The organism is Nonomuraea sp. NPDC002799 (assembly GCF_053592075.1).
In genome coordinates, this window is the sequence record NZ_JBSFVA010000046.1 from 25,777 (window position 1) to 44,558 (window position 18,782).

At 68.1% G+C, this 18,782-nt stretch carries 11 protein-coding genes; 5 read left to right on the forward strand and 6 right to left on the reverse strand.

Going from position 1 to position 18,782, the window contains the following annotated elements:
* Positions 1–421 precede the first annotated feature (421 nt).
* The gene (locus ACWD0F_RS45310; RefSeq protein ID WP_449888314.1) at positions 422–2,668 is read left to right on the forward strand and encodes a tetratricopeptide repeat protein; all 2,247 of its coding nucleotides are present in this window, start codon (positions 422–424) and stop codon (positions 2,666–2,668) included.
* A gap of 11 nt (positions 2,669–2,679) precedes the next feature.
* On the opposite strand, the gene ACWD0F_RS45315 is transcribed toward ACWD0F_RS45310, so the two are convergent.
* From ACWD0F_RS45315 to ACWD0F_RS45325, 3 genes are all read right to left on the reverse strand, one after another.
* A complete protein-coding gene (locus tag ACWD0F_RS45315; protein ID WP_449888315.1) occupies positions 2,680–2,841 on the reverse strand; it encodes a hypothetical protein in 162 nt (53 codons plus the stop codon).
* Positions 2,842–3,017: 176 nt separating this feature from the next.
* Positions 3,018–7,118, reverse strand: a complete 4,101-nt coding sequence (locus ACWD0F_RS45320; protein WP_449888316.1) for a DddA-like double-stranded DNA deaminase toxin — start codon at positions 7,116–7,118, stop codon at positions 3,018–3,020.
* Between the two features lie 54 nt (positions 7,119–7,172).
* A complete protein-coding gene (locus tag ACWD0F_RS45325; protein ID WP_449888317.1) occupies positions 7,173–9,605 on the reverse strand; it encodes a S1 family peptidase in 2,433 nt (810 codons plus the stop codon).
* A gap of 914 nt (positions 9,606–10,519) precedes the next feature.
* Here ACWD0F_RS45325 and ACWD0F_RS45330 point away from each other — a divergent pair.
* Positions 10,520–11,662 (forward strand): RCC1 domain-containing protein, encoded by a 1,143-nt coding sequence (locus ACWD0F_RS45330; RefSeq protein WP_449888319.1) that lies wholly within the window; start codon positions 10,520–10,522, stop codon positions 11,660–11,662.
* A 322-nt stretch (positions 11,663–11,984) separates the two neighbouring features.
* Here the strand turns inward: ACWD0F_RS45330 and ACWD0F_RS45335 are convergent, their stop codons facing one another.
* Both ACWD0F_RS45335 and ACWD0F_RS45340 read right to left on the reverse strand, forming a co-directional pair.
* Entirely contained in the window at positions 11,985–12,803 is an 819-nt protein-coding gene (locus ACWD0F_RS45335; RefSeq protein WP_449888322.1) for a hypothetical protein, read from the reverse strand.
* Between the two features lie 156 nt (positions 12,804–12,959).
* Complete coding sequence (locus ACWD0F_RS45340; protein ID WP_449888324.1) at positions 12,960–14,942, reverse strand: hypothetical protein; 1,983 nt, start codon at positions 14,940–14,942, stop codon at positions 12,960–12,962.
* A 266-nt stretch (positions 14,943–15,208) separates the two neighbouring features.
* Here ACWD0F_RS45340 and ACWD0F_RS45345 point away from each other — a divergent pair, with 266 nt between their 5' ends.
* Positions 15,209–15,409, forward strand: coding sequence for a helix-turn-helix domain-containing protein (locus ACWD0F_RS45345; protein WP_449888326.1), 201 nt, complete (start codon positions 15,209–15,211; stop codon positions 15,407–15,409).
* A 299-nt stretch (positions 15,410–15,708) separates the two neighbouring features.
* Positions 15,709–16,566 carry a site-specific integrase gene (locus ACWD0F_RS45350; protein WP_449888329.1) on the forward strand — a complete coding sequence of 286 codons (858 nt, stop codon included), beginning with the start codon at positions 15,709–15,711 and terminating at the stop codon, positions 16,564–16,566.
* A 135-nt stretch (positions 16,567–16,701) separates the two neighbouring features.
* On the opposite strand, the gene ACWD0F_RS45355 is transcribed toward ACWD0F_RS45350, so the two are convergent.
* Complete coding sequence (locus ACWD0F_RS45355; RefSeq protein WP_449888330.1) at positions 16,702–17,805, reverse strand: Gfo/Idh/MocA family protein; 1,104 nt, start codon at positions 17,803–17,805, stop codon at positions 16,702–16,704.
* Positions 17,806–17,888: 83 nt separating this feature from the next.
* On the opposite strand from ACWD0F_RS45355, the gene ACWD0F_RS45360 reads away from it, so the two are divergent.
* Entirely contained in the window at positions 17,889–18,536 is a 648-nt protein-coding gene (locus ACWD0F_RS45360) for a TetR/AcrR family transcriptional regulator (protein ID WP_449888332.1), read from the forward strand.
* Positions 18,537–18,782 lie beyond the last annotated feature (246 nt).

Genomic DNA, 18,782 nt, shown 5'->3' on the forward strand with positions numbered 1-18,782 from the left:
TCCGTTGTTGCCGGCCTCGGCGATGAGTGCTGAGGCCAGTCCGGCTGTCTGGGCGGCGATCTCTCGCGCTGACATCTGCCTGCCGGTGTCCAGCCACCAGACGATGGCCTGGAGTCGTCCCCGGCTACGGCACGCCCGACTCGTTCGCCATCGAGGACCTCCCGATCCCCGAACCCGGTCCAGGCCAGCTCACCTGTCGGGTGGAAGTGCGGTTCGTGCTGGCCGAACCCAACGGCCAGCACCGATGGGTGGATGTGAGCCACATTCCACTGCCGGATGGCACGCCGCCGGCTCTCGACGTCGCGCTGTATGTCAGCGTCGGCGGGCGCCCAGCCTCCGATGTGGTGCACCGAAAGGCGCCTGGCCCATCACGGTCTCGATCCCCCATCCACATGATGTGTTTCCTGAGACGATGGCAAGCGTGGCCACAACGCCGGACCCGCCCCGCGTTGGCCGCCGCCTGATCGTCGTCGCGGCCGGTCCGATCGCCGGGGTGGCGGCCGGCGGGCTGACCAACCTGCTCACCACGAGCTGGAACTGGTGGCTGTTCGGCGGGCTGGTGGCGCTGGCCTGCCTGACCAGCGCGGGCACGCTGATCGCCCTGCCTCATCTCGGTTCGTCGCCACCCCGTGCCGGGGAACCGTCCGGCTCCCCACTGCCGCCCCCGTCCGGAACTCGGGTCTTCGTCGGTCGCGGCAAGGAGCTGGGTCGTCTGACGAGCCCTGCCGGCCACCGGCTGCTGGTCGTCTCCGGAATGCCGGGGGTTGGCAAGACCGAGTTGGCCGTCCGCGCCGTTCACGAACTCGCCGCCCACTACCCGGACGGGATATTCTGGCTGGAGCTGCGCACCTACGCCGCCACCGAGTCCAGGCGGACCGGCACCGAGGCGCTGCGTACCCTGCTCAACGCCCTGAAGGTGCCGCCCGACCCGGCCGCGGCTGGGCTGGCCGAGCTCGCCCGCGCCTGGCGGACCGCCACCGCGGGGCGGCGCCTGCTGATAGTCCTGGACGACGCCGACTCCACCGAGCAGGTACGCCCTCTGCTGCCAGGCGGGGACAGTTGCGCCGTAATCGTCACCACGCGGCACGTTCTGGTCGGCCTCGACCCTGACCACATCCTGACCCTTAACCCGTTCACCAGGAGCCAGGCCACCCGGCTGGCGGGCGCGATCCTGCGCCGTGCCGGGCTCAACGACCCCCGGGCTGCCGCGGACATCGCCGCGGCGTTCCGGCTCCCGCTCGCGATCCGCCAGATGAGCGACCTCAGAGTGGCCGACCCCGCCCAGCGCGTGGCCGACAGGGCTACGAGCGACAAGCGCGATCAGGATGAGACCGCGGCCGCGTTCGCACGTTCCCTCGCCGCGCTCGCCCCCGCTGTCCGCCTCGTTCTGTGCAGGACGGCGCACTACCCGGGATCACTGATCACCGCTCCCATCGGCGCCGCCCTCACCGGCAGGCGGGCCGAGGAAACCGCCGCCCATCTGGCCACCCTCTACCAACGAGGCCTGCTCATACCTGACACCAGGATCGGCGGCTATCGCATGCACGACGCGGTGCGCGCCGCCGCCTTGACCGAGTCCGCCAGGCGCGACACCATCAAACGCCTCGAGGCGGCTGAGGAGCGCCTCTTCCAGTACATCTCCTGCGCAGTCGAGGCCGCGTCCTTCGCCCTGTACCGCAGCCTCTCCGTCACCGGCAAGAAGAAGCGCCAGGCCGATCTGCTGGTTCCGCAGTACGACTCCGACATCGCCGCCCTGCATTGGATCGACCAACACCACGCCGACCTCCTCGCGGTAGTCAGACGGGCCCTGTCCATACCCATCCCGGGTGCATGGGGCCTCGTCTACCACTTGTCCCTCTACCAGCGGATGCGCGGCTTCTACGCCGAGGTTGTCGACCTCAACAGCCACGCGCTCAAGCTGGCAGAACACGCAGGAGACCGGCTCGGTCAGGCGGCCATGCAGCAGAACCTCGGTATGATCGCCAAGCGGACCAGCGACTATCGCGCCGCCCTCGGCCACCTCGCGACCGCGCTCTCCCTCTACACCGAGGTGGGCAACCGCACCGGCCACATCGAAGTGAACAACGAACTCTGCGTCATCTACCAATGGTTCGGCGACCTGACACGAGCTCGAACACACGCCACCCGCAGCCTTGAGGCCGCTACGGCCGGCGGCGACCTCATCGAGCAAGCGTTCACCCACACCCACCTCGGTATCCTCGACCGGAAGGAGGGCAAGCACGCCTCCGCCCGCGACCATCTGACCCGCTCGATGACGTTGTTCGAAAGAGCGGGCCAACGCCGCGGCGTTGCCATCTGCCGCTGCGAGCTCGGCATTCTGGATGAGGACCTGGGCCGCCACCAGGACGCCCGGACCCACCTGGCCCAGGCACTCTCCCTGTTCGAAGACCTGGCCGATCTCATGAACCAAGCCAACACCCACTACAACCTGGCCGTAGTCCACCGTCACCTGGGCGACACCGCCACCGCCCACGGGCACGCCACGACCGCACTCACCCTGAGCCGCCAGATCAGCCACATTCAGGGCCAGGCTGACACCCACGAAGAACTGGCCCTGCTGTCCGATGACGAACCGACCGCCCAGGCACACCTGACCGAGGCCCAAGCCCTCCGCGACCGTCTCCGCCAGCGTAACGCGGCACTCTAAGCTTGTTCCTTTCATCGTCCGAGAGGATCCACGTGGTCGATCGCGCCGACGTTCGGGGTGTCGGCGGCGGTCGGGGTGTTCTTCGGTGTGGCGCTGGCGCGGAGGTCGGCGCGGCCGAGCACGAGATCGCCTCGATTGCGCCGGGATGTTCCCACGCCTAACTTGTTCTTCATCGTCCTGATTGTTGGAGTGCTGCGAGGGTGCGGCCGCGTTTGACGGTCTTGCCGACGTCGTAGCGGGGCGCGGGCCGGCGGTTGGAGCAGCCAGGCCCAGCGGTCATCGGCCTGGGCGGCACGAAGGCGCGGCGTCCCTCGACGACCGCGCCTCCATCCGTATGCATCCCGCAGGATCAGTCCCGCCAGCGGCCGACCCCACGCACGGTGACCTCCAGCAGTTCCGCCGGATTGTCCGGATCCGGATAGTAGATGATCATGGTGGTACCGGCCGGCAGCAGCAGTTTGATGGCCTGGATGCACCCGGCCACGATCTGGCGCTGCGCATCGGGCCCGGTGCCGCTGATCGGCACCGCGTCGCAGACACCGCCGCGGTTGTTCATGACGAGCCGCAGCGTGTTCTCCTTCAGCGCCACCTCCCGCGTGGCGACGCGGTAGGCGAGCTGCGTCTCGAGGTGCCAGGCCGGGGGCGCCAGGGGCAGGCCGAACTGCTGCGTGTACAGCAGACTGAGACGGTGTTCGAGGGCCGCGAGGTCGTCGTGCAGACCGCTCTCGACGGTGTAGTTCGCCCACTTCTCCAGATCGGTGACCGGTGGCAGAGTCGCGATCGGCAGGCCGTGGGCATCGAGCACCCGTCCGGACTCGTCCACGATGTAGCCCTGGTTGTTGAGACGTTTGATCGTCTCGCTCACGTCCTTGAGCTGGCGCGCCGTGTCCTCGAACGGGCAGTGTCCGCCTTCCTGGACGCATCCGATCGGAACTGTGCGCAGTATCGACGTTGCCAGCTCGGTCTCGCGGGTCGCCCAGAGGATGGATAGATCAGATTGGCGGGCGAGCAGGTACATCGTTCCCCAGATCGAGTTGTACTCGCCGAACCGAAGTTCCTCCGGGACGTGTGACGCCACGAAGGTCCCCCTCCACTGGGACGCATACTTATCCCAGTCGGGATCTTCGGACAGTTCCAGGGCTCCAGTGAGGCAGTCCCTGATCGACTGCGCCGCATCCGCGACACCGCCCTTGAGGGCGTTCTTGCAATCGCCGACCAATCCGTACTGGGAGGCGGCATTGAACAGGTCCGCGCCGGTCAGGGCTATGTACTCTTCGGCGAGGCGTTGAGCGTCGGTCTCCCGGTTACCGATTTCCCTTGCCGCGAAGGAGAATATCGGGCTCAGGACGATGGACATACAGGCGTCCTGGGCTTTGCCGACGAACTGCCTCTTGCAGTGCTCGACGTTGTCCTTGGCGAAGCCGTCCGGATCGTGGAGCGGCCCCTTGGGGTCGTTCAGGATCTCTTCAGCGCGTGCGTCGCAGTCGTTGTATCCAGGGTTGCCGAGTATGGGGGCATCCTTGCAATGCTCTTTCAGTTCCCTCTTGAGCTCGCGCAGATGTGCCTCGGCCTCTTCCCGATAGGTCGCGAACACTTCCGCGGCGATGCGAGCCGCCTCGGACGCGCTCTTGCCGGCCGCGATCTGCGCGGCGTACGCGGTGTCATAGGCGGCATAGGCGCTGGCCGCGTCCTGTGCCGCCGAGACGGCCGAGGCGCGGGCCCAGCGGGCCGAGAGGGACGCCGACCTGGCCGACTGCTGGGCCTGCTTGGTCGCGGCGGCGGCGGTGCGGACGGCCTCGGCGGCCCGTTCCGCGGACGCGGCGGCGTCGCGGGCGTGAGCGACGGCCTCGGTCGCGAACTTCCTCGCCTCCTCGGCCGCCCTGCCGGCGTCGTTCGCGTAACCGATGGCCTGCTCCGCCGCACCGCGGGCCTCCGCCGCCGCCGCCTGCGCGGTGCGCGCGAAGTCGACGGCCTGCTGCGCGATCTGCGAGGTCTCGATCATCAGGGAACTGGCGATGTAGTTGTGCGTCGCGGTCGCGTAGTCGCGCTGGGCCGCACGGTGCCGCTCCACCTCCAGGAACTCGACCTGCATCGCCGTCGTGCCGGCCAGCGCGATTTGGGCGCCGTTGCGTACCTCGGTCCCGTGAGAGTCGTCCCCGGCGATCACGCCGACCTTCGCCCGGACGTCGATCGCGTAAGCGGTGTTGTGCTCCGTATCGAGGAACTTCTTGCGGGCGTCCGGGTCGTCGGAACGCAGGGCGATGTTCGCCGCCTCCTCGATGTGGGTGTGGCCGGTGCTGCGGGCGTCAGAGAGGATGCCGTTGACCTCCTCCCGGTCCTCGGCGGCTCGCTCGGGGTAGTCCGGGTCCTTGAGGAACGCGATGACGTCGGACCATCCGCTGTCGAGAGCGTCCTGAGCGGCTGCTCTCATGGCCGCGCTGCCGGTGATCATGAGGCCGGTCAGTGTCGTGCGGTCGTCCTGCTCTTCGGCGGACGCGAGTCCGCTCTTGATGAACTCGATGACAAGGAGGTCATCGTCCTCGCCGAGAGCCTTCATGGCCGCCGAACTGGTCCATGTGCCGGGCACGGTCGCGAAGTAGCGGGCCACCTCCCGCGCCTTGAGGGCCGCCGATGCGGCCTCGGTCTCCGGCGCGTTGACGACCTCGGCGATCAGCGCGTCGATCTGCGGGGTGTGGTACTGGCCCATGGGCACATCGAAGCCGCGAGCCTCCCCCAATCGGGCCTCGGCGGCTTTCTGGCTGATGTGCCGGGCGAAGGACAGCTCAAGTTCCAGCTCGTTCTGGAGTCGTTCGGCGTCCGCCTCACGCGCCGCTTTGTAGACGATCTGGGCCGTCTCAGCTGCCCGCAACGCGTCCTCCGCCGCGCGGTAGGCGTTGTTCGCGTGCTGCGTCGCCAGCTCGGCCGCGTTGACGGCGCTGCCCGCATGCTGGGCCGCGCTCGCCGCGGCGCTCGCCGACTGCTCCGCGTAGGACACGGCGCGCGTCGCCGCGTCGCGCGCCTTTCCGGCCGCGTCCTTGGCGATGTCCGCCTGACGTACCGTCTCCTCGGTGGCGCGCCTCGCCCGGTCCGCGCTCGCTTTCGCCCGCGAGGCCGCCGCGAACGCGTTTCGGGCCTCGGCGCTGGCCTCCCCCGCATAATGCCCGGCGGCCTCAGCCGCGCGTCCGGCGGCCTCGGTGTTCGCCCTGGCCGAATTGGCGGCGGCGACCGCGGCGTGCGCCTGCTCGGTCACGACGATGATCTGATTGATGGGCGAGATCAACGCGGTGATCTCCGGACCGATCCGCTGCATGTCCCGGTTGCGCTTCTCCGCTGTGGCAGCGGCTGCCGCGTCCAGCTCTGCCGCCGCCGCGGCCGCCCACGCCTCGTCCGACTTCGTGTGCGCCCGCGCCGCTGCGGTCGCCGCGCGTGCGGCGGCCCCTGAGGCTGCGCGCGCGGCCGTCGCCGCTGTCCGCGCGGCCTGTACGGCGACCCGGGACGCAGCCGCGGCGCGGTCGGCGGCCTCAGCAGCGCGTTGGGCCTGACGCTTGGCCTCCGCCGACTCCCGCCCGGCCAGCGAGGCGAGGCGTTGCGCCTCTTCCGCGTCGCTCTTGGCCGCCGCGGCCTCGGCTTTCGCACGGTCGGCCTGCGCGACCGCGGAGATCGTCTCGAACGCGGCGCGGCGGGTCGCCTCCGTGGCGCTCGCCCGGAGATCGTTCAAGGTTTGGGCCTCGTTGTCCCGGGCCTGGGCCACTCCCCAGTCGATCTGAGCGAAACGCTCCAGCATCTCCTGGCTGCCGTCCTGGAGCGCCCGGTTGGCCGCGGCCTGCACCTGCGGGCCCCCTTCGGACATCGCCCGGTTGACGACCACGCGCAGGTCCATCCGGTACGGCACCCGCCAGCCCGAGTCGATGAACTTCCCCAGGTCCCCACGCGACCCGTTGCGCAGCACCGCGTTCGCGGCAGCCTTGACCTCCGGTCCGCCGGCCGCTTTCATCTTGTTCACGCTGGCGCGCAGGTCGATCTCCCGGGCGGTCTCCCAGCCACCGTCGAGGAACTTCGCCACGGCGCCGGGGTCGTCCGAGACCAGGGCGGCATTGGCAGCGGCGGCCACCTCAGGCTCGCCCTGGGACTTGATGCGACCGACCTGCTCACGGTCGTCCTGCGCCACGAGCCGGGGAAGCTCGGCGAGCAGGGCACAGACCGCCGCTCTGTCCCCGAGCAGCGCCCTCTCGGCGGCCGGACGCACGTTCACGCCGCCCGTCACCCACGCTTCCAGAACCACCTGACGTTCGCATACCGGTGCTGGGGGCGGGTCCGCCGCCGCTTTCGCCTCGCTGATGGGGCCGCCTGCGAGAAGCAGCGAGAGCACGGCGCCGATGACCCCGGCCGTCCTGCCACCACGTAACGCTCGAATCGTATTCACTTCCACCATTTCCGTCGATGTGGTCAATGAATGGGCTGAACGGCCGGCCGGAGCTCATGCGCCCGACCGGCCGTTCAGTACTCAACTGACGACCCGCAGTTCCAGGAGGGTCTCGCTGCAGTTCTCGGGATAATCCGGGTGGCTCGCGTCACAGGTGGTGGTATCCGAGCGTCCGAACTGTTCGCTCTCGTCCCGTTCGACGCGCTTGGTCCGCTCCGTTCCGGTCTCCACGTTGACGACTGTCGCGTCCACGTCGTGGCCGGCGCCCGGCGAGCGGCTGTCTCCCTGAACCTCGAAGACGTTCGGGATCCGGAGCTGCACCCATCCCGTGGGCGCGAGGACCTTGAAGCACACCGCCATCACCCCGAGGTGCGGCTCGCCGACCACGGGCTGGCCGTTCAGCAGGCCCGGGAACACCTTGAGCACGCCGACCCCGTTCTCCGGGGACGAGCTGCACGAGACCCAGATGATCCCGCCGTTCCCGGAGGTCAGCTCGAAGTTCTTCTGCTCGGCCTTTTCCGTACCCCAATCGGTCTGACCGGAGGTGCCCGCGTATGCGTGCGGGTAGTGCGCGGGGTAGGCGAACCTCTCCACGATGGAGTTCAGGCCGATGACCGGCGTCACGGTGACCGGAACCACCCGTACCGGCGGAAGAGCCCGTCCGGTGAAATAGGTGATCTGGTCACCCGGACGGTAGGCGAACAGATGGCTCTGCCCGCCCGTGCTCGTGAAGTCGAAGGTGATGATGCGGTCCTTCGCCAGCTCCAGGTTGTAACCGCCGATGCCGGTCGAACTGTGGAACACCGCCGTGAACGAATTGCCCGCGTCGTGCCGCAGGATCCAGGCCGTCTTTCCGCCCGGACGGTAGAGCAGCAGGTGATCCAGCCTGCCCGTGTGCTCGTAGTCGTAGGCGATGATCTGATCCGACGTGCTCTTCAGGTCATAGCCACCGATGCCGGCCGAGCTGTGGAAAACGGCCCTGAACGTGCTCCCCGCACCGTGCTCGAGGACCCAGGCCGTCTGCCCGCCCGGACGGTAGAGCACCAGGTGGTCCGGCCTCCCCGAGCTCGTGTAGTCGAAGGCGATGATGCGGTCCTTGGCATCCTTCAGGTTGTACCCGCCGATCCCACCATCGGCCGTGGCGAAGACCGTCGTGAACGTTGCATTACCGTTGTGCCGGAGAATGTGCGCCATACCGGTCCCCGGCCGGTACAACAGCAGATGATCCAGCTTCCCCGAATGCTCGTAGTCGAAGGCGATGATCTGGTCCTCGGCACCCAGCAGGTCATATTCGCCGATGCCGGCCGAGCTGTGGAAAACGGCTTTGAACGTGTTGCCCGCACCGTGCTCGAGAATCCAGGCCGTATGCCCGCCCGGCCGGTAGAGCAGCAGATGGTCCAGCTTTCCCGAACCCGTGTAGTCAAAGGCGATGATGCGGTCCCGGTTGTCCTTCAGGTCATAGCCACCGATACCAGTGGTCGTGGAGAAGACCGGGGCGTAGGTTCCGTCCGTTCTCCGCTTGACGATGAAGACGATCTGCGAGCCCGGACGGTAGAGCAGCAGGTGATCCAGCTTCCCCGAATGGTCGTAATCGAAGGCCACCGCCTGATCACGGTTGTCATCCATGTCATAGCCGCCGATACCGGTCACGCTGCCGCCGTACTGTGCGAAGGACGTGGTGGGCTCGATCGCGACCGTGCGGATCCAGCTCGCCAGGTCGTCCACCCGCGCCGTATCTCCCCCGCGCGCCCCGTCGCCGGCCGCGCCCAGGCAGCCTCCCTGGCCCGCGCCGGAGCTGATCCCGACGAGCTCCGCGCGGTTCCCGCTCGTGCGCAGCACCGGCGCGCCCGCGTCCCCCTGACAGGCGCTCACGTCACTGCCGTTCGCCCCGGTCCAGCCGAACGAGCCGGCGTCCACGGCCCCCGCCACGACCGGCGCGGCATGTACCCGGTTGGGCGCCCACTGCTCAGCCGTTCGTCCATAGCCCACGACCTGCAGCGCGTCCCCCGCGGCCGGAACGGCGGAGCCGACCACGGCAGGTGTGATGCCGACTGCCCGCAGCGACAGCTTGACCAGCACGACGTCCCGGTCGGGGTGCGGGTGGATCCATTCCACGGGCAGCACCCGCCCGCTCGTACCGGACAGATCCGTCCTGCCGACCGTCACCGTCGTCGCCGTCTTCGGCGCTCCGCTCGTGACGGACTGCCCTTGGGAGGCGAAACAACTGGTGGCGGTGATCACCCATTGCGGGCTGACGAGGGCTCCGGTGCAGCTGTGCGTCTCGCCGACGTTCACCTTCGCCACGAAACCGTACGTACCGTCGGCCACCGGGCCGGCGCCCTTGACGGCCTGGGCCGGCGTCGCCCCTGCCCAGAGCACTGCGGAGGAGGCGACCATCAGGAGGCAGAGGGTCGTGATGTGTAAGGACCGAATGATCCGCTGGAGGTTCACGGCACGATTGTGAAGATCAGGCCATGCGCTAACCAGGGCGCTACCCGGACATAAGCCGGGCATTTCGGAACCTGTCAATTTGATGAAGGCGGTTGAGCTGGGCTAATTCAGGACACCGATCCGCTGCCGGTCAGTCAGCCTCTGCAGTCCGGCACGCCGTCGGATGCGCCGCTCCCCTGGTGGTGCGAAACTCCCGGGCCCACGTTCTCGCCGAGCGCCACCCTGGCCGCGACCCCGAGCGGAATCGCCCGGGGCTGGCGCATGCGTACGTTCCCCTCGCCCGACATCCACTCCTTCCGCGATGTCGCCACCGCGCGGGACGGCTCAGTCTGGGTGGTGGGCTCTCGCCAGACGGCAGGGTCGCCGACGGCCTGCGGGCAGAGCACGTTGACGCCCTGACCGGTGCACCGGCCTGTGGCGGCAGCAGGACGAGACGCTGCAGGCGCCGGAGATGGCGGTCTGCCCCTGCCCATGCAGTTGAGGATCGCTGAGTGCGATGGTCAGGACTGTTCGTATGAGGCGCTTGGCTCCAGGCATGTCACCGCGGATGACGGTGCCGGTGATGACGAGGCGGGCAGTGACCGCCTGCTCGACGTCATCGACAGCGGCACCTACCACCAAGGCGAGCAGGCCACCCGGGATGGAACAGACCTTCGCCCGCGTCTACGGCGGTCAGCCGGGATGAGGGGACGACGGCCGCCCCTCGTGATCCACCTAAACCCCAGCCAGATCACGGACCGCACCACGCGCGCCGAGAGTTAGCCGGCAGGGTCAAGGGCACGAACAAACCGGAGTCCCAGACCGCTCACACGTCCGTCGTCGCGGACCTGGCGACTGATCAGGGCCGACGTGCTTGGGCGAAGGCAGAGGGATCTTTTCTGAAGAGCTGGATCGCGGCCGAGGCCGGATGGAACAGGGCGGAACGCCTTAAAGGCGTACGCCCTGAAAAGGGGAGTCCATTTCGACAGGGGGGATTCATGAGGTACCGACCCGCGCTGACCGCGTTCGCAGTCATGATCGCGCTACTGGCGCCGACGATCCCGGCGCCGGCCGGCGCCGCCGTGCCCCAGGCCACAGCCTGGGGCCAGAACGTTCATGGCGAACTCGGTGGCGGGTTCACGGGGAACACATCACCCGGCGGCTCGAACCCGCTCCAGGTCGTCAACGGTCACACATACGCCGAGATCGCGCCGGGGCAGTCGTACACCGTTGCACGCGACACCAGCGGTCAGGTATGGCATTGGGGCAGGTACGTCACCGCCACGGGGACACGAACCATCATCAATCGAGAGCAGGTGCCGACCCTGACCGACGTCGTCGACGTGGCCGCGGGGGCCAGTTTCGGCATGGCGCTGAAGTCCGACGGCACCGTCCGCATGTGGGGCGAGAACGACTACGGCCAGCTCGGCCTCGGTGACCTCGACCGGCGCCTCACGCCGGTGCCGGTGAGTATCCTTCCGCAGATCAAGAAGATCTACGCCTCCACCCGGCACGCCTTCGCCACGGGCGTCAACGGCGTGACCTACGCCTGGGGCAACAACTTCTACGGCCAGCTCGGCGATGGCACGACCGACGAGCGCCACTCACCCAGGGCGATCTCGCTGTCCCAGATCTCCACGCTGTCGGCAGGTGAGAACCACACTCTGGCCCTCTCTGGAGGCACGAACGAATTGTTCGCCTGGGGCCGCAACAACCAGGGCCAGCTGGGCGACGGCACCATGACCGCGCGCCCCAACCCCACCAAAGTGCTGGGCAATCTGCATGGCCTGGTCGCGGTGGCCGCCGGGAGCGAGCACAGCATGGCCTTGGGGGCGACCGGCTTCGTCGTGACATGGGGCTCGAACGCCTACCTCCAGCTCGGCATGCCGGGTATTCTCCGGCGGCTCCAGCCGGAGCTGGCTCCCCACGTCGGCGGCGTCGCCCGCATCGCGGCCAGCACCTACGACAGCCACATCATCAGGGACGGGAAGGTCTACTCCTGGGGCCGACGCGACTTCTGCATGCTGGGCTCGTGTACCCAGCCGTTCCACCGCGACACGCCGTTCGAGGTTCCCGGCATAACCGGGGCGCGAGAGATCACGGCGGGCCCGCTGACCGTGTTCGTCCTGACCACCACCTGACCAATCGAGTAGGAGGGTAAGGTCGCCTCACCCTCCTCTCACACCGCCGGATGCGGGCCTGCATCCGGCGGTTCGTCAAGCCGTGGTTCTGAGCCCGCACCAGGTGTTCTGGAGTCCAAGCAGGTTAAGGTCTTCCCAGTGAGCGTTGGGCAGAGCACACCGGAGAACTGGTGACCCGGTGATGCGCCAGTACCCCTTGCTGCCGATGGCCCCCTCCCGTGCCGTGTGGGCGGGGATGCCCAATCGGCGGAGGTTCCGGCGCTTGGCCGAGCAGCGTTTCCATTCCTTCCAGCGGATCTGCCGTATCCGGCGGCGGAACCACTCAGCCGACGTTGGCCAGGCGTAGGGCGTGGCCGGCGTGTAGGGCGGCGTGCTGGGCTGAGTCGGTGGTGGTGGCCAGCCGGGTGGACAGCGCGGCCATGCCGATGTCCAGGTCGATGTGCCGGTCGGCCGGTAGGTGGGCTTCGATGGCTTGTACCAGGGCTGGTTCGATGCCGGGCAGAGTGGCCAGGCGGGCCAGGGCAGCGCCGCCGGCGTGCAGCATCAACGCGGGCCGGGTGGTGAGCAGCGGGTACAGCTGCGTGGTGGCCACATGCGGCCACCGGCGAGCGGTCTCGATCAGCATGGTCAGGGCCGGGCGGGTCCACGGCGGCGCCTGCACCTGGTCAGCTTGCCCGGCCGGGTCGGGAAGCAGGCTGGACAAGGCGTGAGGGGCCCAGTCGTCATCAGCGGGCTCAGCCGAAGTGCGATCGGGAATGGCCAAGGCGGCGAAGTCTTCCGCGAGCCGATCCGGATACAGCGGCTCCAGCACCGTGCCGGCCTCGGCCGGCGGATAGCAGTAACAGTGATCATCATGCAGTGTGTCGGCCCGCTCGACGGTCTCGACCAGATCGGCATGCTGTAACGCCAGCCGGGCGTCCGGGCGGGCCAGCGGCCGGGTGAACGTAGCGGTGAAAACCGTCCGGCCCATGGTGATCGGGTCGCTGGCCAGCGGTTCAGGCAGACGATGATGGAGCTCGGCCCAGTGCTCGCGCTCACGGCGCAGCAGATAGGCCGAGGCGCGGGCCGGATCGGCGGGTTCCTCCTCATCGTGGCGGTGAGCGTCGACCGCCGCCAGCTCCGCGATATGAACGGTCAGCACCTGGTTGTGGGCGTCGACGTCCGCTTCACCCGGGGCAAAGTAACTCTGGGTGACAACAAAGACGGAGGTGCTCTGCTGACCGTGGCCCCAGTTCCTGGGTGGATCACCCTGTCAGTGGCTGCTGAGAGGGCGTCAAGGTGACCGCTTCTGGTCGCGTTATTGGCGGGAGAGTGCGCGAGTGAGGCCTGCCAGGATGGTCGTTGCGAGGATCCACCCTGCAGTGATCATCGCCGCGGCGAGCCACTGTTGTGCTCCGCGCGGGCCGAAGGCGCTCTCCTGGCCGAAGCTGATGATCGGGAGGAGCAGGTCCAGGGTGTAGAGAAAGGCGTTGAAGGGGGGAGCCTCGCCTGGCTTGAAGGCCGGTGGCTGGTGGGCGGTGAAAACGACCGTGCCGATAAGGAGAAGGGCTGCGAGCCAGAGCGCAGCGCGGAAGGGTCGATAGCCGTACCCGACGGTCCAGTCCTGCACATATCCCCACAGCCGTGCCCCGAGCCGCCGCCCCGAGCGGCGGCGACGCTGTTTGGCGAGCAGCACGTCCCGAGCAGCCTCATCGTGGCCCTGCCGGCGGTAGACGGCGGCCAATTGCTCATAGGGTTGAGGTTGGTAGTCCTCCCTGGCCAGCCAGTCAAGTCGCTCCTGGACAGGCAGGGGAGCCTCCAGGCCGTCATAGGTGAAGCCGTTCATCAGGACGTGAGCAGGCCACCGGCTGGGAGCGTCATCGAGTACGCCGACCCGACTGTGGCGAAGGTCGACGGCCCGCAGCAGTTCCGTCTGGGGCCCGATCTTCAGCGAAGCCGCTTCTACACCACGAAGGTGAAGGTCACCGTCGATGGTGGTCTCCGCAAGGCACAGTGTGGCGGCGATGCGGGAGTTCCTGATCGAGACGTCTCCGGTGGCCGCGAAGCCTTCGCAGCAGTCGATGCCCCCGCCCGCGTTCACCTCCCACAGGGACAGAACCCGTCCGCCGGGATTACTGAGGGCGGCACCGTGAAACTCCAAGCTGCCCTCGATTCGGGCGTTGATGAGCACGATCTCCCCGTCGGCACGGAAGCCTTCGCTGCAGCTGAGCCTGCCGGTGACCCCCAGCCGACGCAGGGAAAGCGCCGTCGCACCCGGGTTGGACAACGTCCCGCCGTCGAGGTTGACCGATCCGCGGACCTGGGTGGAGTCCAGAAAGACCTCTCCGTTCGCCACAAAACCTGGTGTGAGCCGCAGTCCGCTGCCGATCTCCATCAGCGGCGCGTTCAGCGCGCGTCTTCCCGGATTGGCGAGGCTCGCCTGCGCGAAACGAAGCGAACCGGCCACGCGGGCTCCGCGCAGAAGGACTTCACCTTCGGTCGAGAAGCCGTCATCGATGCGCAGCCCGCCCTCGACACTGAGTCTCTCCGCGTTCAGGGCGATGCCGTCCGGGTTGGACAGATGGGCTCCGCTGAAGACGCACCGGCGCCCTATCCGGGCGTCCTGCACGCTCAGCTCCCCCCAGGAGCGAAAACCGCGGGCACACGACAACCCGCCGTCGATGACGACCCCCTCGGCGGTGAGGCTGAAGCCGCCTGACCGCCCGACCCGTGCGCCATCGAGGGTCATCGTCCCGCCGATCCTGGCGCCAACAACGCGTAACTCACCGCCGATGACGGCGTTCGCGCACAGAAGATCACGGTCGACAATCAGGCCGTCGGCATGGACGGCCTGAAGTGCGTGGATCGCTGCGCCGCTGAGATTCAGCGTCCCGGACACGTGGGCCCCGGCGAGCTGGATCGGGCCGGCCATCTCGCAGCCTTCCAGGCGCAGTGCCCCGCCGATCACAGCGTCTACGGCCTGCAGTCCGGGTGCTCGGGAGGCCGCGAGGTCCACCAGGCCGGTGCGGGCTCCGGTGAAGACCGGCGTTTCCTCGAACTCGCACTTGGTCAAGACCAGAGGGTGTTGTACCTCGGCGTACGACAGGTCCAATCGGCCCGCGATCCGGGCGCCGGACAGGTGCATGCCGGGCGTCTGCCCTGCAAGGCGTTCCCGGGCGCCGAGCAACATCCTTGCGATGATCGCAGCCCGAACGGGGGTGCCGGGAAGATCCACAGGACGCGCTGAGGGAAACGCCTCCCAGAGGGCGAGTTCCGGCTCGGACAGATCCTCGATGATCACAGGGCACTCCTGGAAGGTCGTACGCGTCGTTGAGGAGAGCCTCCAAGGTCACCACCTGTCTCAGCAACCTTCATGCCCGGCCCATCTCTTGGATCGCAAAGTACGCGATTCGCAGAAATGATGATCCCATCGCCAGAGAAAGATCAGGGCGGCCGGCGGTTTCGCGACCCGCTAAGTCTGAGATAACCATCTGGACAATCCGGCTCAGGACAACGGGGCCGCTGGCATCTGGAAGGCCAGCGAGTTCCAGCGGATGCTCGCCGAACGTGGCCTGGGTCATCAGCGCCGGCAAGATGTCGGGACTGTGGTCGGGAAGCCCCAACGTGGTCAAGCTCGACGAACTCGACGTCATCTGCACCGTTCTGGGCTGCGGCGTCGACGAACTACTGATCCCCGAACCCGAGGCTGTCGCCGAGCCGCGGCACCACAACGATGACAAGAGCACGGCGGTCGGCCAAGATCGGTAAGTCACCCCGCGCACCGGGGCCGGGCGGTCGCTACCGCCTCGATGAACTGCGCACACTGCGGCACCCCGTTGCCGGGGAAGCGACGCCGGAATCAGGTCTACTGCAGAAACTCCTGTTCAGCGTTAGCCTCCTACTACCGGCGCAAGAACGGCCAGCCGGTCCCGCCGCGCTGGCAGCACCCCGCATTGACAGCAAATGATCCGGTGCTGCGGGCAGCGGCACATCACGCCCAAGAACTCGGCCGAATCGGCGGCTGGAACCCCTCCACCACCAGATGCGTGCTGGATGGCCTCGTCACGGTGCTGACTGACCTTCCCGCAGGTGAGCGTGTCTCGCTCAGCGAGGTCCGAGCCCGGCCGCACCGCAACGGCGACACCAGGTCACGCCCTCGGTCCGCGTCCAGCATCTATGTCTACTTCGGCTGCATTAGGCCGTTCCTTGACGACTGGGCGGCGGGCTACGACCACCTGCGGGAGGTCACCCGCTCCGACATCCGCGCGGCGCTTGGACCGCTCAGCGGCTCACGACGTGCCTCCGCGACCAGCGCCCTGAGGTCGCTGGTCGGATTCGCCAAGAAGCGCGGCCTGATCTTCTCCAACCCGACGACCGGGCTGAAGGGTCGCCCGGCGGACTTCGCCCTACTCCCAATGGCTGATGAGGAGATTCGGGCCATCGAGCAGTTGGCCGACGACCTCGCCGGACGAGTCGTCATCGCCCTGGCGGCCGAGAACGCCGCTCGCACCGGAGCCATCCGAGGCCTGACGCTCGATGACCTCGACCTGGCCAACCGGCGGATCACCCTGGGTGGCCGTCGTCAGCGACTGGGCGACCTCAGCCACAGAGCGCTCCGCCGCTGGCTCCGCCACCGCCGCACCACCTGGCCGCACACCTCCAACCCACACGTCCTCATCAGCGACAAGACCGCCCACGGCACCGGCCCGATCAGCCAGCAATTCGTGACGCTGCGGATGAACCGCACCGGATGCAGCGTCGACCGGATACGCAAGGACCGCATCCTCCACGAAGCCCTCGCCGCGAGGGCGGACCCGCTCCACCTGTCGTTGGTCTTCGGGATCTCCCACAGCACTGCCGCCAGATACTCCGCCGTCGCCGGGCACCTGCTCTCCGACGAACTCGACCAGGCGTCCCAGCAGTGATCCCATTGGAGCGGTGCCTCAACTGGTTATCCGGGGTAGTCAAGCGAACTGGCTGGTCAGTCGCTTGAAGGTCTGTCAAGCAAGTAGGCCGGAATGCAGCAGCAGCTCGTTCAGGCCGTTGCTGCCATACGTTCATCACGAGGACTTGGCGCGTTCGGGTTCACTCGAAATGCGCTCGATCAAAGCGTGCAGCCGTTGGGCGTCGCGGAAGCTTGGCCCGTGCCGGGTGTGATCGTGCAGGTCGGCGGCCAGTCGTCGGTACAGGCGTGCGACATTGGCCGCCTCGATCGGCAGCGCGGAGGCTTCGTCGGCGTCCGGCAGGATGGGGTCGGGCGCCGTCGCGCCCGGCCGCCAGTGCCACAGGTCGAGCGGGCTGATCTGCGGCTGCGCCGCCTGCGGCTCGGTCTCGGGTGCGGACAGCAACATGAGCTTGCCGGCCGTGCCGGAGATCTCCAGCCGGGTATGGGGGCGGGCGGTCTCGCCGTCGTGCACGTGCACGGCCACCACGGCGCCGCCGTCGAGTTCGGCGATGGCCAGGAACTGGTCAGGTGCGGTGACCGCGATCGCCTCGCCGGTTTCGGCGATGCGGTGTTCCTGGACCCGTACGGCGGTGCGCGCGCTGAGGTCACCGATGGGACCGAGCACGTGCTGCACCAGGTCGAGCATGTGCCCGCCGAGGACCTCGACGAGCCCGGCGCCGGTGGTCGCGTCGTAGGTGTAGGCCGTCCACGCCGGGACGTCGAGCGTTCCGCCTTTGGCGCGGGAGCTGAAGAGGTTCGCCGACAGGACGGTGCCGATCGCGCCGTCGGCGATCATCTCGCGCGCCCGCGCCACGGCCGGCGCGAAACGCGCCTGCAGACCGACGACGGCGAGGACACCGGCCTGCTCCGCCGCCTCGGCCAGCGCCGCGGCTTCGGTGCTGGTGCGGGTGAGCGGCCATTCGCAGTACACGTGCTTGCCCGCCTGCAGGGCGGCCGTGACCAGCTCGACGTGCGCCGGCACCTTGACGGTCACCACGACGAGGTCCACGTCGGGATGCCGGGACAGGGCCACGGGATCGGTGAAGGCGTGCGCGGCGCCGAAGCGTTCACGTGCGGCGTGCGCGCTCTCGGCCCGGGTCGTCGCCACCGCCGCAAGGGCGAAGTGCGGCGAGGCATTGATGGCGGGGACGTGCGCTCGCGCCGCCCATCCTCGGTCCGGGTTGGCCCCCAGGATCCCGACCCCAATTTGCTGATGCATCTGCCACCTCACAACCGGATCAACTTGTTCCGGTTGCTCACTATAACTGGAACATCTTGATCCGGTTACGTTAGTCTGGGGGTATGACCGCGGTTGAGGCCCTGTTCGCTGACGACGGCACCCGGCTGCGCGCCGACGCGCGCCGCAACGCCGAGCGTCTTGTGGCCGCCGCGCGGGCGGCGCTCAATGAGAAGGGGCTCGACATTACCGCCCGCGACGTCGCCAACCGCGCCGGAGTCGGGCTCGGCACCCTGTACCGCCGCGTCCCGTCGCTCAACGCCTTGCTGGCCGCTATCCTCATCGACACCCTGACGGAGATGACCGAGTTGGCCACCCGCGCCCGCCAGGAGCCGGACCCGTGGACGGCCTTCGCCGGCTTCGCCGAGGCCTACGTGCAGCTACGCGCGTCGAGCTGCGGCCTGCACGCCGCGCTGTCCGGGGCGGACGCCGATCCCCTCGACCTCGCGCTCCACATCGACCGACTTCGCGAGGAGGTCCGCCACCTGATCGAAGACGTGCAGGCAGCCGGCGCGATCCGCGTCGACCTCGACTGGCGCGACATCCCGTTCCTACTGGCCACCGCCATACCCGCTGACCGCACCATCGGCCTGACCGCCAGACCGGACCAGTGGCGGCGCAACCTCGCCGTCATCCTCGACGGCCTGCGCCCCCTGGATATCGGTGAGGCAAGTACGCGGACACCCTACTTGCCTCACTTGGCCGACTACTAAGAGTCATCAAAGACAACGGGAACTCTGATTAACTCTCCGCATTTTCCCCTCACCAACCGAACTCGCGCATGTTCGCGATGAAAGTCCTTCAATTCGGCTGAACTCACGGCGGACCTGTCGTTAAGGAAGCTGTCACCAAGTACACCCGAGCGGAGTTGACCCAGGTAGCAGGGCAATCGCGCGCCGTGAAACAGCTCTTCAGGCAGTCGTCGCAAGAGGATCAGCCAGTAACGGCCCACCTGCTGC

Excerpts from the sequence above, each read along its gene's own strand:
- ACWD0F_RS45315 (WP_449888315.1), bottom strand. The coding sequence starts at position 2,841 with ATGAAGAACAAGTTAGGCGTGGGAACATCCCGGCGCAATCGAGGCGAT.
- ACWD0F_RS45355 (WP_449888330.1), bottom strand. The coding sequence starts at position 17,805 with ATGCATCAGCAAATTGGGGTCGGGATCCTGGGGGCCAACCCGGACCGA.
- ACWD0F_RS45330 (WP_449888319.1), top strand. The coding sequence starts at position 10,520 with ATGAGGTACCGACCCGCGCTGACCGCGTTCGCAGTCATGATCGCGCTA.
- ACWD0F_RS45360 (WP_449888332.1), top strand. The coding sequence starts at position 17,889 with ATGACCGCGGTTGAGGCCCTGTTCGCTGACGACGGCACCCGGCTGCGC.
- ACWD0F_RS45325 (WP_449888317.1), bottom strand. The coding sequence starts at position 9,605 with ATGCCCGGCTTATGTCCGGGTAGCGCCCTGGTTAGCGCATGGCCTGAT.